Genomic DNA, 15,209 nt, shown 5'->3' with positions numbered 1-15,209 from the left:
TATTTTTTCGTATATGATTTTGGAATCATGTCTTTTCCTTATTTAGAATTAATCTACATAAGTCATTCTGAAAGACTTGATTTCATTGCAAATTTATAATAAATAACGCTAAAAAGTCAAATAAGGTTTAAAAAATCGCACAGCGACACAAAAAGTACTTTGAGCGTTACTTTTATAAATAGTATAGTAATATTTTTGTTGAACTTTTAGGTAAAGTACAAATATGGAAAATTTTAACATGTCGAAACACGCCACTTTTTATGCATTAGGCTTAAGCTACAAAAAAGCCGATGCAGCAATAAGAGGAAAATTCAGTTTAGATGCTCAAGCCAAAGCAACTTTACTTATACAAGCCGAAGCCGAAGGAATTGATTCTTTAATCGTTACTTCTACCTGCAATCGAACTGAAATTTACGGTTTTGCACAACATCCATATCAATTAATCAAACTTTTATGTGCTAATAGTCAAGGTTCTGTAGAAGAATTTCAAGAAGTTGCTTACATTTATAAAAATCAAGAAGCTATCAATCATATGTTTCGTGTTGGAACAGGTTTAGACAGTCAAATTTTGGGCGATTTTGAAATTATTAGTCAAATAAAAACTGCTTTTAACGAAAGTAAATCTAACGGAATGGTTAATTCATTTCTAGAAAGATTAGTTAATTCTGTTATTCAAGCGAGTAAAAAAATTAAAACACAAACCGAAATTTCTTCGGGTGCAACTTCAGTTTCTTTTGCGTCAGTACAATACATTTTCAAAAACGTAGAAGATATTTCTAATAAAAATATTCTTCTTTTCGGAACAGGAAAAATCGGAAGAAATACGTGTGAAAATCTAGTAAAACATACTAAACACGAACAAATTACTTTAATAAACCGTACCAAAGATAAAGCCGAAAAATTAGCTCAGAAACTAGATGTTATTGTAAAAGATTACGCCGATTTACAATTGGAATTACAAAAAGCTGATGTGGTTGTAGTTGCAACTGGTGCTCAAAATCCAACGGTTGATAAAGCCATTTTGAATCTTAAAAAACCAATGTTGATTTTAGATTTATCTATTCCAAAGAATGTAAATGAAAATGTAAAGGAGATTGAAGGTGTAACTTTAATTCATATGGATCATTTATCGCAAATGACCGATGAAACTTTGGAAAACAGAAAACTACATATTCCTCAAGCCGAAGCAATTATTGAGGAAATCAAAGAAGAATTTATAGCTTGGACCAAAAACAGAAAGTTTGCACCAACCATTCATGCTCTAAAAGAAAAATTAAATTCTATTAAAGACGGTGAATTGAATTTTCAACGTAAAAAATTAGCTAATTTTGACGAAGAACAAGCTGAATTAATCAGCAATAGAATCATTCAAAAAATCACGAATCATTTTGTAAACCATTTAAAAGATGGTGAATCAATGGAAGAAGGAATTGAATGGATTGAAAAAGTCTTTCAGCTAGAACAAGAGAAAATATTTAATTAAAACTTTGCATCTCTGCGTCTTTGCGAGAAATTAATCAACAATAAAGTGTCTGAAAAAACAATACGTATAGGAACTCGTGATAGTGAATTAGCACTTTGGCAAGCTCACACGGTTCAAAAACAACTCAACGATTTAGGTTACAAAACCGAAATTATAGCCGTAAAATCGCAAGGTGATATTATTCTCGACAAACCGCTTTACGAACTAGGAATCACCGGAATTTTCACCAAAACTTTAGACATTGCAATGATTAACGGTCAAGTTGATATTGCCGTTCATTCGATGAAAGATGTTCCAACAGCACTTCCAATTGGAATTGTTCAAGCAGCCGTTTTGGAAAGAGCTAATATTTTAGACATTTTGGTTCACAAAGGAAACTTAGATTTTTTACAATCTAATGGAACAATCGCCACAGGAAGTTTGCGTCGTCAAGCCATGTGGTGGAACAAATATCCAAACCATAACGTAGTCGATTTACGCGGAAATGTAAATACCAGAATGCAAAAACTACAAGAAAATGATTGGAATGGAGCCGTATTTGCAGCAGCAGGATTAGAAAGAATCAACTTAAAACCAGATAATTACATTAATCTCGATTGGATGATTCCAGCGCCAGCACAAGGAGCAATGGTTGTGGTTGCAATGGCTGAAGATGAATTTACTTTAGATGCACTTTCACAATTAAATCACATCGAAACTGAAATTTGCACCTATATAGAAAGACAATTTCTAAAAACATTAGAAGGTGGATGTACAGCGCCAATCGGTGCAATTGCAACTTATAACGAAAAGGAAGATACCATAAATTTCAAAGGAATTTTATTATCTATCGATGGAAAACAAAAACTAGAAATTGAAAAAAATGTAGATATTTCTGAATGGAAAAAATTGGGTTTCAATGCAGCACAAGAAATCTTGAATAATGGTGGAAGCGAATTGATGGTAGAAATTAAAAACCAATTGAAGAAATAGAGTGTTTATTTATTATAAATTCAATTTATAAAAAAAGCTTTATATTTGTATGGATATAAATTTCATAAAAGATGAACTACAAAATATCATTCAAGGAAAGAGCAGTACTAGCGAAAGAACTCTTGTCCAAACAATTGCCAGTTACCTTAGAGCAAGCCAAACAGCAAGCCCAATGGTTAAAAACGATAAGCACTACAAACAAGAAGAAACAAAGAGTATAATTGAATATTGCAATCAGAATAACCTTTGGGCTAATGATAAAGTAAATTTTGATTTATTTGTATCTGAAGGTGCTGAACAAAAAGTTTATATTAAAAATGAAAAAACCGTATATAAACTTAATGACTCAATCTACTATTCCTCTTGGCAGGATTATTTCACAAACTTATTGCTAAATAATTATTTCTTTCCAGAAACTTCTTATACATTAGTTGGTTTTTGTTTTGTTGATGAAGTTCTATTTGCTCTAGTTGAACAACCTTTTGTAAAAGCAAATCAACCAACTGATTTATATAAAGTTAAAGAATTTATGATTGCTAACGGTTTTGAAAACAATAGAAATCACGATTATTATCATTCTGAATTAGGATTAATTCTTGAAGATTTACACGATGAAAATGTGTTAACTCAAGATGGTATTTTATATTTTATCGACACCGTATTTTATAGTAAACAATGACAAAACAAATCAACATAATATCAACCAAAAAGCTTTTACCTAATCAAAAGCAAGAATTATTAGACGCCAAAATTTCTTTAATTGAAGAAGATTTCATTAAAACTAAAATCAAGAATTTCGAACTTTATAAAGTAAATAATAATTTAATTTTCACCAGTCAAAATGCTGTTCAAAGTATATTACAACATCCAAAATGTAATGATTTGAAAAGCAAAAATGTTTTTTCTGTTGGAATGAAAACTAAAGATTTATTGACAGAAAACGGATTTAATGTTATTGCTTACACAGGTTATGCATCTGATTTAGCTGAAATAATTTCATTGATTTATAAAAATGAAACTTTTACTTTTTTCAGTGGAAATTTACGTCGAGATGTTTTACCAAACACTTTAAAAGAAAACGAAATAACATTCAACGAAATTGAAGTTTATGAAACCAACATCACTTCAAAAAAAATCAAAGAAAAGATAGATGGAATACTATTTTTCAGTCCATCAGCAGTTGAAAGTTATTTGAAACTGAATACCATAAAAGAAGAAATGTGCTTTTGTATAGGAGAAACCACTGCGGAGGCATTAGAAAACAAGAAAATTAAAAACATCATAATTGCAGACAAACCATCGGTTGAAAATGTAATTACAGAAGTTATAGAATACTATAAAAATTAGTTTAAGTTTCAAAGGCAACAACTTTTAAACTTTTAAACTCATAAACTTTTAAACAAATGATTAAAAACGACTTATTCCTAAGAGCATTAAACAACGAAACCGTAGAACGTCCGCCAGTTTGGATGATGCGTCAAGCCGGAAGATATTTACCAGAATTTAGAGCTTTGCGTGATAAATATGATTTCTTCACACGTTGCGAAACTCCAGAATTAGCAGCAGAAATTACAGTTCAACCAATTAGAATTGTAAAACCAGACGCAGCGATTTTATTTTCAGATATTTTGGTAGTACCAAGAGCAATGGGAATTCACGTTGAATTGAAAGACAATTTGGGACCAATTATTCCAAATCCAATTCGAACTATGGAACAAGTGAATCAAGTAATTGTACCAGATGTTAATGAAACTTTAGGGTATGTTTTTGACGCTATCAAATTAACCAAAGAAATGCTAAACGATGAGGTTCCACTTATTGGTTTTGCAGGTTCTCCTTGGACTATTTTCTGCTATTGTGTGGAAGGAAAAGGTTCTAAAAGTTTTGATACAGCTAAAGGATTTTGTTTTTCAAATCCAATTGCTGCTCATACATTATTACAAAAAATCACCGACACAACGATTCTATATTTAAAAGAAAAAGTAAAATCAGGAGTAAACGCAGTTCAGATTTTCGATTCTTGGGGCGGAATGTTATCGCCAGTTGATTATCAAGAATTCTCTTGGAAATACATCAACCAAATTGTTGACGCTTTGGCTGAAGACACAAAAGTTATTGTTTTCGGAAAAGGATGTTGGTTTGCATTGAACGATATGGCTAAAAGTAAAGCATCAGCACTTGGTGTAGATTGGACTTGTTCGGCAAGAAACGCACGTTATTTAACAGGTGGAAAAATCACATTACAAGGAAATTTTGATCCATCTAGATTATTGTCACCAATTCCAACCATCAAGAAAATGGTGCACGAAATGATAGACGAATTCGGAAAAGACAATTACATAGTAAATCTTGGTCACGGAATATTACCAAATATTCCTGTAGATCACGCGAAGGCTTTTATTGAAGCGGTTAAGGAGTATAAAAAATAGCTGCCAGCAGATAGTTTTGAGTAATTCTATCGTGTTCCCAGAAAATTATAACTTTAATTTGAAATAAAATTATAACTCAATAAAATTGTATTTTTTAAAACACTTAAAAAGAAATGAAAGCAGCTATTTTAAACAAAAATGATTTAAACATAGACATTAAAGAGCAAGTTTCTGAATTATTTCGTCAATTAAGTCCCAACAAAATTCAGTTGGATCTTGAAGAAATATTGAATGAAAAAAACCAAATTACAGTTGCATATTGCGAGGATAATAATAAAATAATTGGAATTGCATTAATGTGTACTTACAAAGTTATATCTGGAAACAAGGGTTGGATTGAAGATGTAGTTGTAGACTCAGCTTCACGTGGAAAAGGAATAGGAAGAAAACTGATAAACTTATTAGTAGAAGTAGGTGAAGAAAAAGAACTTTCTGAAATACTTCTTTTTACTGAAGACCATAGATTGGCTGCAATAAATTTATATTCAAGTGTTGGGTTTAAACTTAAAGACAGTAAGATATATTGTAAGAAAAAATAACAAGAACTACGCACAACAGTCGTGAAGCGGCAAAACGCTATTAGCTTTAAGCTTAAAAAAATGAAAAATAAATTCTACCAATACATACAAAATCTGCAAGACCAAATCGTTGCCGGATTAGAAGCAGTCGAAGGAAAAGCTAAATTCCGTGAAGACATTTGGGAACGACCAGAAGGTGGCGGAGGACGAACTCGTGTTATAGAAAACGGAAACGTAATAGAAAAAGGCGGTGTAAATATTTCGGCAGTTCACGGAAAATTACCCGATTCGATGCAAAAACTATTCAACGTTGGTGAAGCCGATTTCTTTGCTTGCGGATTGAGTTTAGTTATTCATCCTAAAAGTCCGATGGTTCCAACTGTTCATGCCAACTGGAGATATTTTGAAATGTACGATGATAACGGAAATGTAATTAATAGTTGGTTCGGTGGTGGACAAGATTTAACACCTTATTATTTATTTGAAGAAGATGCCATTCATTTTCATCAAACTTGTAAAACAGCTTGCGATAAACATAATCCAGAGTTTTATCCAAAATATAAAAAACAATGTGATGCTTATTTTTGGAACGCACACCGAAATGAAGCTCGTGGACTAGGCGGATTATTCTTCGATTATTGCAAAGAAACAGAAGAAATGAAAATGGAAGATTGGTACAATTTTGTAACCGAAGTGGGAAACAGTTTTCTAGAGGCTTATGTTCCAATTGTAGAAAAAAGAAAAGATTTATCTTATACCGAAGCACAAAGAACTTGGCAAGAAATCCGTCGTGGTCGTTATGTAGAATTCAATTTGGTACACGACAAAGGCACATTATTTGGACTAAAAACCAACGGAAGAATTGAATCCATTTTAATGTCGTTGCCACCACATGTGCAATGGGTTTACGACCATCATCCAGAAGTTGGCAGCGAAGAAGAAAAATTAATTAAAGTATTAGAAAAACCAATTGATTGGGTTTAAGCGAAAAGCAAAACAACTTTAAACCTTAAACTTTTAAACAATTTTAAACAACATATCATGTTCCCATTACAAAGAGGCAGAAGATTTCGTGTTAACGAAAGCATACGTTCTTTAGTTCGCGAAACAACATTAAGTCCAAGTGATTTTATGTTTCCAATGTTCATTGCAGAAGGCGAAAACGTTAAAGTTGAAATTCCTTCAATGGTTGGAATATACCGTCGTTCAATCGATTTGACCGTCGAAGAAGTTAAAGAACTTTTTGCATTAGGAATTCGCGCTGTAAACATCTACGTAAAAGTCGACGAATCTCTAAAAGACAACACAGGAAAAGAAGCTTGGAATCCAAACGGATTGATGCAAAGAGCAATCAAAGCAATCAAATTGGCTTGTCCAGAAATGATTGTCATGCCAGATGTAGCTTTAGATCCATATTCAATTTACGGTCACGATGGAATTATCGAAAACGGTGATGTTGCCAATGACGCGACCAACGACGCCTTGGTAAAAATGGCCGTTTCTCACGCACAAGCCGGAGCCGATTTCGTAGCGCCAAGCGATATGATGGACGGACGCGTTTTGCGTTTACGCCAAGGATTAGACGCTGCAGGTTTCCATAATGTGGGAATTATGAGCTATTCTGCTAAATATGCCTCTGCTTTTTACGGACCATTTCGTGACGCTTTAGACAGCGCACCAAGAGAAGCCGATGTTGAAGTTCCAAAGGACAAAAAAACCTACCAAATGGATTATGCTAACCGCATCGAAGCCATCAAAGAAGCACTTATGGACGTAGAAGAAGGCGCCGATATGGTTATGGTAAAACCAGGAATCGCTTATCTCGACATCGTTCGTGAAGTCAAGAATGCAGTGAATGTTCCCGTTACCGTTTTCCACGTTTCGGGCGAATATGCCATGATTAAGGCCGCTGCCGAAAGAGGTTGGCTAGATCACGACAAAATTATGATGGAACAATTAATGTGTATCAAACGTGCTGGAGCGAGCTTAATTTCGACTTATTTTGCTAAAGAAGCAGCAATTATTTTAAATAAATAGGAGCGAATGGCTCGGGCTTTGTCAGTAAGCCATATTCCCGCTTTTCTCTTCAATAACTCTGTCAAAGTTCAAAACTTTGACAGAGTTGATTTCCGTTTCAATCGGGGCTAAATAGCATTTGTATTGAATGTTTGTTATCTGATAAAAATCATATATTCTATAAATTTTCGAGATTACCTTTGAGTATGTTTTAATAAAAGGTAAAATGAAAACAATTCTAAAATCACTAGCATTACTAACAGTGATAGCTCTAGTAAGTTGTGGCGGAAATAAAAAAGAAGACAAATTCGGTAACCCAGCTTCTGATGAAAAAACAACAACCGAAGCACCAGCATTTCCATTAGCTGAAAAAGGAGCTGAACTTTTTGCCGGAAAAGGAACTTGTGCAACTTGTCATAAACCAGATGTTAAATTAGTTGGACCAAGCATTCAAGACATTGCCAAAATTTACAAAGAAAAAAATGCAAGTATAGCAACTTTCCTAAAAGGTGACGAACAACCAATCGTTGACCCAACTCAATTTGAGGTAATGAAAGCCAATTTTGCAATAACAAAAGCAATGACCGACGAAGAACGTCAATCATTAGAAGAATATATCCTTAGCGAAGGAAAATAATTTTTCATGTTTCTATTTTGTGAATCACAAAGTTAGAAAGAGTTTATCTTTTGGGCTTTGTGGTTTTTTTATGCCATAAAACAAAAAACCTGTATTTATTTTATGTTTATTTTAAAAATTACATCTATAATTTAAAATAAATACAAAAATTAAACACAGGCCTCATTATTTTAAGTTATCAAATCTATTTTTATATAAAAAATTATAATTTTACCCTATAAAAAACAGGGTATGTCATGAAAATAGAAAAAAGATGGATAGTTTCTTTTGCAATTATTGCTATAATTTCAATAACTGGATTGTTTTGGGAACACCAAGAACCAGCAACCGATTCTTTTAACGAAACAAGTGCCATAAATTTCTCCGATGTAGCTTGGCTTTTAACAGCTTCATGCTTGGTATTGCTAATGACACCAGGACTTTCTTTTTTCTATGGCGGAATGGTTGGCAAGAAAAATGTTATATCAACCATGCTAAAAAGTTTTATTTGCCTTGGCGTTATAAGTTTGCTTTGGGTTGTAGTAGGATTTAGTTTGTCCTTTGGAAGCCCAATAGGTTTTTCAATCGATGGAACTTATTACGGAATTATTGGAAATCCTTTCGATTTTACTTTTTTCAATCAGGTTGAGGCGCTTCCTCACAAAACTTTGGGAACTACAATTCCTTTTATACTTTTCGCACTTTTCCAAATGAAATTTGCGGTAATAACACCAGCAATTATCACTGGAGCTTTAGCCGAAAGAATCCGTTTTATTTCATTTTTATTGTTTATTTGTTTGTTTACACTTTTCATTTACACACCATTATGTCACATGATCTGGCATCCTAATGGTTTGTTGTTAGGCTATTTTGGTGTCAAAGATTTTGCAGGCGGAACTGTTGTTCACATGAGTGCTGGTTTTGCTGCTTTGGCAGGCGTTTTGGTTTTAGGCAAAAGAAAAAACAACCAACATATTCCAACCAATATTCCGTTTGTACTTTTAGGAACGGGATTGTTGTGGTTTGGATGGTTTGGCTTTAACGCAGGTTCAGCTTTGGCGGCAAATGCTACAGCAGCGATGGCTTTTGCAACAACAACAATCGCATCAGCATCTGCTATGATAACTTGGATTTTTTATGATCGCTTAAACGGAAGAAAAGTATCAGCACTTGGTGCTTGTATTGGTGCCGTTGTTGGATTAGTAGTAATTACTCCATCAGCAGGATTTGTAACAATTCCACAAAGTATTTTCTTTGGATTTATTGGCGCAATAGTTTCAAACAAAATGGTTTATTGGGAAAAATTAAAACAATTCGACGACACACTAGACGTCTTCGCTTGCCACGGAGTTGGCGGCATAATGGGAATGATTCTAACTGCCATTTTTGCGCAAGGAGAAAATGCTAGTTTGCTACACGGCGGTTGGAATGTTTTTGCACATCACATGATGGCGTTAGTTTTGGTTTCGATTTTTACTTTTGGCGGTGCTTATTTATTATTTAAACTTACCAATGCAATAATTCCATTAAGAGTTTCGTCAGACGCCGAAGATATGGGATTGGATTTATCGCAACACAACGAACAATTTTAATGTTCGCTAACCAATTCTAATTCGGTTCTGAAAGCAAGCATTTTATCGCCAAAAAGTTTTGCGCCTTCTTCACGAAGTCTTGGAGCATCTTCGTTATAATAACGCTGTAAAGTTTCTTTGCTATCGGTTGTATATTGAATAGCATAAGTCAAGCCGCCCATTTCTTCTTCAACAAGAACTTTTACCATTCGAGCTGATGAAAATTTACCTGTTGCAATAACATCCTTTATATGTTTGTTTTGCATCCAATCAAGCCATTGGTCATGCACACTTTCGTGAATATTTATAGTTACATTATAATAAATCATAATCTTGGAGTTTGGTACTTTTATATTGGAATTTACGAAGCTGTATCACCACGAAGCTGTCGGTATTTTTTTCTTGCTTCAACATAATAAATACTGTCTTCGTGTTCCATAATGACTTTTTCATAAAGCGATTTTGCTTTTTCTATATTGCCTTGGCTATTGTAAATTTCGGCAGAAAAATACAAAGCTTCATCGGTATAAATTTCGTCTTTATGTTTGTCGATTATTTCTTGATATTGAGTTAAAGCGGTAACAAAATCACCATTCTTTTCGTAGATTTTTCCCAAACGCAACAACGTAATTGCTTTGATTTCATCCGCTTTTTCTAATTTCAAAACATCTAAAAAAGCTGTTAATGCTTCTTGTCTTTTGTTTTGGTATAAAAGAAAATCGGCACGAGCAAATTTCTTCAAAGCTGTTTGAGTCGAATCGGCAACTGTATTGTCAGTTATTAGCAAGAAATATTCCAAAGCATCATTGGCAATTAGTTGTGTTGAAGCCGATTTGAGTTCTTTAAATTGTTTAGAAGCCCATTCAAAATCTGCTTTAAAATAACTGGTTTTGGCTGCTTTCAAACTTGCTTCATGACCAACAATATCATTTTTTAAATCTTCTTCTATTTGTGAATAATATATCAAAGCTTGATTAAATTTTTCTTCAAAAAGTAAAATATCAGCTAGTTCCATTTTCATATCTGCCTTTTGGTAATTGGTAATAGGCATTTCCAAAGCATTTTTCAGAATGGTTTTAGCTGTTTCAGGATTTTTTAAATTAAAAGCTAAAAAATGTGCTTGAAGAATTTGTAATGGTAAAGTGTATGGACTTACTTCATATTCTTTTATAAGCGCAATCAATTCATTTTCAATAACAGGATAGTCTTTTTCTGGAGCTGACTTTATTCGCATTTCCATCAAATAAGTATTCGATTGAACTAACAAATCCAAATCTTTGGTGTTTTCTAATACAAAAGTCAAAATCTCTTTGGCTGTTTCGTCTTCGTTTTCTTCAATGGCTAATTGACCAAGATTTACGATATTTCCAAAAGACTCAGGATTACGTTTGTAAATTGCTTTTTCTTGAATAAAAGCTTTTCCATATTCTTTTTGATTTACAAAAAACCAACTCAAATATTGATTCCACAAAATATTTTGATCTTTTTGCGAACGAAGTAACAGGTTTTTTCTAAGTGCATCATTAAAATTAGCATCGGCATCTTCAATCATAAAACGCGATAACTGATTTTGAATCATAATAGAATTTTGAGGATTAGCAGCTGCTTCATCCAAAAAAGTGGTAATCATCATATCGGTATTTCCCAATTGTCCATAAAGCAACGCCATTTGAAAATTGAAATTGAATTTTGGTTCTTTTTCCAAAGCCAATTGATAGGATTGAAGCGCATAGTTAATCAAAGATTTTTTTTCAAAAACTTGGGCTATACTATAAACTTCATTGGCATTTTTTCTGATTCTATCTAAGGCTTCTTCGTAGTAACTTTTGGCTTTAGCATCTTCTTTTTTCAATTGATAATTATATCCTAATTCTATCAAAAGAGAAGCTTGTTTGTATTTGGCAAAACGCTCTTGAATGGCTTTTTCGGCAACATCATATTGTTGAAGCTGTTGTTGGCAATCAATTGTTTTTTGAAAAAACACAGCATTAGAAGGTTGCATTTTCAATAAATCTTGGTAAGAAAGTAGCGCTTTTTCAAATTCGCCTCGGTCAAAATAATTTTGCGCCAACTGTTCGTTTTGAGCAAAAACAGTTAGTGAAAAAAGAAAAAGAATAACAAAGACAATTTTTTTCATTCCAAAATTTAAAAGAATAATGTACTAAAGTAACACAATTTGTGCCAAAATAGTATAGTAGTCAAAAGTTTAACTTTATTAGTTAATGATGTCAAATCCACAATAAGGGCGAAGTACTTCAGGAATTACGATTCCATCAGCTGTTTGGTAATTTTCTAAAATTCCAGCCAAAACCCTTGGTAATGCTAGTGAACTTCCGTTTAATGTGTGGGCTAATTGGTTTTTTCCATCAGCATCTTTGAAACGTAATTTTAAACGATTAGCTTGAAATGTTTCAAAGTTAGAAACCGAACTAATTTCTAACCAACGTTCTTGCGCTGTAGAATATACTTCAAAATCGTAAGTCAATGCCGAAGCAAATCCCATATCGCCACCACAAAGGCGTAATATTCGGTATGGTAATTTTAGTTCGTCCAAAATGGTTTTTACATGTTCCACCATTTCGTCTAAAGCTTTGTATGAGTTATCAGGATGCTCAACACGTACAATTTCTACTTTATCAAACTGGTGTAAACGATTCAAACCTCTAACATGAGCGCCATAAGAGCCAGCTTCTCTTCGGAAACATGGCGTGTAGCCAGTACATTTTATAGGCAAATCATTCGGATTCAAAATCACATCTCTAAAAATATTAGTAACTGGAACTTCGGCAGTTGGAATTAAATATAAATCATCTGTTGCATCGTGGTACATTTGACCTTCTTTGTCTGGCAATTGTCCAGTTCCATATGCTGAAGCTTCATTAACTAAATGTGGCACTTGGTATTCTAAATAACCTGCATCGGTATTTTTATCTAAAAAATAACTGATTAAGGCACGTTGTAATCTTGCACCTTTTCCTTTGTAAACAGGAAAACCAGCACCAGTGATTTTTACACCTAATTCAAAATCAATAATATCGTATTTTTTTACCAATTCCCAATGAGGCAATGCGCCATCATGTAGAACCGGAACTTCACCAGCTTGAAAAACATTCAAATTATCTTCTGGCGTTTTTCCTTCAGGGACAATGTCAGCTGGAAGATTTGGTAATGTATAAAGTTTTTCGGTTAATTCTTTAGCAAGTTCATCTGTTTTGTCGGCTAATTCTTTGCTTTTTTCTTTTTGTAGAAGAACTTTTTGTTTCAAAATTTCGGCTTTTTGCTTTTCGCCGTTTTTCATCAAATCGCCAATTTCTTTAGACAATTTATTAGTTTCGGATAAAATATTGTCCATTTCTACTTGAGTAGCTCTACGTTTTTCGTCTAGCTGCACTACTTCATCAACAATAGATTTGGCATCCATATTTCGTTTTGCCAAAGCTTTAATCACTTTTTCCTGATTTTCTCTAATAAATGCTATCTGTAACATGATTTTTAATTTTATAAGAATGCAAATTTAGGAAAATCATTCGTAAAAAGAGCATCAAAAGTAAAAACAAAAAAGAATCAAACATTAGTTAAAAAATTGACTAAAATGACACTTTCTGAATTAGTTAACATATAAATAGAAGATGATTTTTTATATTTGACAAAAAATTACATAAAATGAAAAAATATTACCTACTAATTTTAGTTTTGACTTCTGTATTTTCTTATGCACAAACGGACATTGCAAACAAAGAAATTGAAGAAATTGCTAACATTGAAATGAAGTCAGCTTCTAAAATCATCAATTTTGTTGCTAACCCAAACACAGCAAATTATGATTTGACCTATCACAAATTAGAATTTACAGTAGATCCATCAAATTATTATATTGCTGGAAAAGTAATTTCAACTTATACGGCTTTGGCTAATATGAGTACTGTAACTTTTGACTTATCTAGTGAACTAACAGTAAGTTCTGTAAAAAAGAATAATTTAAATTTGACATTTTCTCAAAATACTAATAATGAATTGATAATCACTTTGCCATCAGTTCAAGCAACAGGAACTTCGGCTACAGTTGAAATTACTTATGAAGGTGCTCCACCATCTTCAGGTTTTGGTTCATTTGAGGTAACAACACATGCAGGTCAACCAGTTATGTGGACACTATCGGAACCTTTTGGCGCAATGGAATGGTGGCCATGTAAACAAGATTTGAATGATAAAATAAATTCAATTGATGTCTTTATTACTGCTCCAACGGCATTAGTTGCTGTTTCAAACGGAATGCAACAAGCTAAAGTAAATAACGGTGATGGTACTTCAACAACTCATTTTCAACATAATTATCCAATTCCAGCCTATTTGATAGCAATTGCAGTAACAAACTATTCTATCTACAACCAACAGGCAGGATTAGGAACTATTGCAAGTCCATTTTTCCCTATTGTAAATTATTTATATCCTGAAGCAGCTTCGGCTAGTCAGGCAGATTTATCAGTAACGCCAGCTATAATGAACTTTTTTGAAGCAACTTTTGTGCCATATCCTTTTAGAGCAGAAAAATATGGTCACGCCCAATTTGGTTGGGGCGGAGGAATGGAACATACAACGGTTTCTTTTATGGGCGGATTTGATAGAGGATTGATTGCGCACGAAATGGCACACCAATGGTTTGGTGATAAAGTTACATGTGGAGATTGGAAAGATATTTGGTTAAACGAAGGTTTTGCTACTTACTTAGCTACTATGGTTATAGAGCATCTTGATGGTGAAGCTGCTTTTATTTCTGATAAAAACACTAAAATAAATAGTATTACTTCGCAGACTGGAGGCTCTGTTTATGTACCAGTATCTGATCAAACAAATGTAAATAGAATCTTTAGCGGAAGGCTTTCCTATAATAAAGGAGCGATGGTTGTAAATATGTTAAGATTAAAACTAGGCACAACAAATTTTCTACAAGCCTTAAGAAATTATCTAACCGATGTTGATTTAGCTTACAATTATGCTGTTACACCAGATTTAAAAGAGCACCTAGAAGCAGTATCAGGATTGGATTTGACGGAGTTTTTTAATGATTGGGTTTATGGACAAGGTTATCCAATATATGCTATTCAAGCGGGAAATAGTTCTCCTGGAATGGCAACTATTATTGTTAATCAAACTCAATCACATCCATCGGTAAGTTATTTTGAAGGACAAGTTCCCGTGAGACTTACTGGTTCTGGTGGGCAACAACAAGATTATATTTTGAATAACACAGTAAATGGTGAAAACTTTCAAGTTAGTGTACCTTTTAATGTGACAGGAGTTGTCTTTAATCCTAAGAAAGATATTATTTCTAAAAACAGTACTGCAGTTCTTGCTAATGAATCTTTTGAACTTGATAGTAAAGTTAGTATTTATCCTAATCCAGCCTCAACGGAACTGAATATTCAAATTCCTTCAAATGTTAGTTTAGAAGCAGTAGTTGTTTATAATGCTTTAGGACAAAATGTCTTTGAAAGTAAGTCGGCAATTATTGATGTAAACTCATTATCAACTGGAGTTTATTCTTTAAAAATTACAACTTCTGAAGGTTTGGTTCTTAAAAAATTCATAAAAAAATAATCTCGG

The 15,209-nt window shown here is 33.2% G+C and carries 14 protein-coding genes; 11 read left to right on the top strand and 3 right to left on the bottom strand.

The genetic code is table 11. The features are described from left to right. The first annotated feature begins 223 nt into the window (after nt 1-223). The 10 genes from hemA (at nt 224) to O9267_RS01760 (ending at nt 9,626) form a co-directional block, all read left to right on the top strand. Nucleotides 224-1,483: a glutamyl-tRNA reductase gene (gene hemA, locus O9267_RS01805; RefSeq protein WP_298175434.1), complete on the top strand. Its 1,260-nt coding sequence runs from the start codon at nt 224-226 to the stop codon at nt 1,481-1,483. 45 nt (nt 1,484-1,528) lie between these two features. Further along, entirely contained in the window at nt 1,529-2,455 is a 927-nt protein-coding gene (gene hemC / locus O9267_RS01800; RefSeq protein ID WP_298175433.1) for a hydroxymethylbilane synthase, read from the top strand. Nucleotides 2,456-2,504: 49 nt separating this feature from the next. After that, nucleotides 2,505-3,134 (top strand): hypothetical protein, encoded by a 630-nt coding sequence (locus O9267_RS01795; protein WP_298175432.1) that lies wholly within the window; start codon nt 2,505-2,507, stop codon nt 3,132-3,134. Then, a complete protein-coding gene (locus O9267_RS01790; protein WP_298175431.1) occupies nt 3,131-3,802 on the top strand; it encodes a uroporphyrinogen-III synthase in 672 nt (223 codons plus the stop codon). The genes O9267_RS01795 and O9267_RS01790 overlap by 4 nt, the downstream gene beginning before the upstream one ends. 56 nt (nt 3,803-3,858) lie before the next feature. Beyond that, nucleotides 3,859-4,884, top strand: coding sequence for a uroporphyrinogen decarboxylase (gene hemE / locus O9267_RS01785; RefSeq protein WP_298175430.1), 1,026 nt, complete (start codon nt 3,859-3,861; stop codon nt 4,882-4,884). Between the two features lie 113 nt (nt 4,885-4,997). Beyond that, a complete protein-coding gene (locus O9267_RS01780) occupies nt 4,998-5,423 on the top strand; it encodes a GNAT family N-acetyltransferase (protein ID WP_298175429.1) in 426 nt (141 codons plus the stop codon). 60 nt (nt 5,424-5,483) lie between these two features. Further along, a complete protein-coding gene (gene hemF / locus O9267_RS01775; protein ID WP_298175428.1) occupies nt 5,484-6,386 on the top strand; it encodes an oxygen-dependent coproporphyrinogen oxidase in 903 nt (300 codons plus the stop codon). Between the two features lie 57 nt (nt 6,387-6,443). Beyond that, a complete protein-coding gene (gene hemB / locus O9267_RS01770) occupies nt 6,444-7,439 on the top strand; it encodes a porphobilinogen synthase (RefSeq protein ID WP_298175427.1) in 996 nt (331 codons plus the stop codon). 205 nt (nt 7,440-7,644) lie between these two features. Further along, entirely contained in the window at nt 7,645-8,055 is a 411-nt protein-coding gene (locus O9267_RS01765; RefSeq protein WP_298175426.1) for a c-type cytochrome, read from the top strand. 236 nt (nt 8,056-8,291) lie between these two features. Next, nucleotides 8,292-9,626, top strand: a complete 1,335-nt coding sequence (locus O9267_RS01760; protein ID WP_298175425.1) for an ammonium transporter — start codon at nt 8,292-8,294, stop codon at nt 9,624-9,626. Here O9267_RS01760 and O9267_RS01755 read toward each other — a convergent pair. From O9267_RS01755 to serS, 3 genes are all read right to left on the bottom strand, one after another. Next, nucleotides 9,623-9,934: a DUF4286 family protein gene (locus tag O9267_RS01755; protein WP_298175424.1), complete on the bottom strand. Its 312-nt coding sequence runs from the start codon at nt 9,932-9,934 to the stop codon at nt 9,623-9,625. The two genes, O9267_RS01760 and O9267_RS01755, sit on opposite strands and share 4 nt — an antisense overlap. 32 nt (nt 9,935-9,966) lie before the next feature. Beyond that, nucleotides 9,967-11,742 carry a tetratricopeptide repeat protein gene (locus O9267_RS01750; protein WP_298175423.1) on the bottom strand — a complete coding sequence of 592 codons (1,776 nt, stop codon included), beginning with the start codon at nt 11,740-11,742 and terminating at the stop codon, nt 9,967-9,969. Between the two features lie 78 nt (nt 11,743-11,820). After that, nucleotides 11,821-13,092, bottom strand: a complete 1,272-nt coding sequence (gene serS, locus O9267_RS01745) for a serine--tRNA ligase (RefSeq protein ID WP_298175422.1) — start codon at nt 13,090-13,092, stop codon at nt 11,821-11,823. Between the two features lie 176 nt (nt 13,093-13,268). On the opposite strand from serS, the gene O9267_RS01740 reads away from it, so the two are divergent. After that, the gene (locus O9267_RS01740) at nt 13,269-15,203 is read left to right on the top strand and encodes a M1 family aminopeptidase (protein ID WP_298175421.1); all 1,935 of its coding nucleotides are present in this window, start codon (nt 13,269-13,271) and stop codon (nt 15,201-15,203) included. The last annotated feature ends 6 nt before the right edge of the window (nt 15,204-15,209 follow it).

The sequence above is a fragment of the Flavobacterium sp. genome (assembly GCF_027531705.1).
GTDB lineage: Bacteria > Bacteroidota > Bacteroidia > Flavobacteriales > Flavobacteriaceae > Flavobacterium.
The sequence above is the reverse complement of the archived record's forward strand: the minus strand, read 5'-3'. Positions and strand labels throughout refer to the sequence as shown.

What these genes read in the sequence shown, in the direction of transcription:
- hemA (WP_298175434.1), top strand. Translation starts at nt 224, where the DNA reads ATGGAAAATTTTAACATGTCGAAACACGCCACTTTTTATGCATTAGGC.
- O9267_RS01795 (WP_298175432.1), top strand. Translation starts at nt 2,505, where the DNA reads ATGGATATAAATTTCATAAAAGATGAACTACAAAATATCATTCAAGGA.
- O9267_RS01790 (WP_298175431.1), top strand. Translation starts at nt 3,131, where the DNA reads ATGACAAAACAAATCAACATAATATCAACCAAAAAGCTTTTACCTAAT.
- hemE (WP_298175430.1), top strand. Translation starts at nt 3,859, where the DNA reads ATGATTAAAAACGACTTATTCCTAAGAGCATTAAACAACGAAACCGTA.
- O9267_RS01780 (WP_298175429.1), top strand. Translation starts at nt 4,998, where the DNA reads ATGAAAGCAGCTATTTTAAACAAAAATGATTTAAACATAGACATTAAA.
- hemF (WP_298175428.1), top strand. Translation starts at nt 5,484, where the DNA reads ATGAAAAATAAATTCTACCAATACATACAAAATCTGCAAGACCAAATC.
- hemB (WP_298175427.1), top strand. Translation starts at nt 6,444, where the DNA reads ATGTTCCCATTACAAAGAGGCAGAAGATTTCGTGTTAACGAAAGCATA.
- O9267_RS01765 (WP_298175426.1), top strand. Translation starts at nt 7,645, where the DNA reads ATGAAAACAATTCTAAAATCACTAGCATTACTAACAGTGATAGCTCTA.
- O9267_RS01760 (WP_298175425.1), top strand. Translation starts at nt 8,292, where the DNA reads ATGAAAATAGAAAAAAGATGGATAGTTTCTTTTGCAATTATTGCTATA.
- O9267_RS01755 (WP_298175424.1), bottom strand. Translation starts at nt 9,934, where the DNA reads ATGATTTATTATAATGTAACTATAAATATTCACGAAAGTGTGCATGAC.
- O9267_RS01750 (WP_298175423.1), bottom strand. Translation starts at nt 11,742, where the DNA reads ATGAAAAAAATTGTCTTTGTTATTCTTTTTCTTTTTTCACTAACTGTT.
- serS (WP_298175422.1), bottom strand. Translation starts at nt 13,092, where the DNA reads ATGTTACAGATAGCATTTATTAGAGAAAATCAGGAAAAAGTGATTAAA.
- O9267_RS01740 (WP_298175421.1), top strand. Translation starts at nt 13,269, where the DNA reads ATGAAAAAATATTACCTACTAATTTTAGTTTTGACTTCTGTATTTTCT.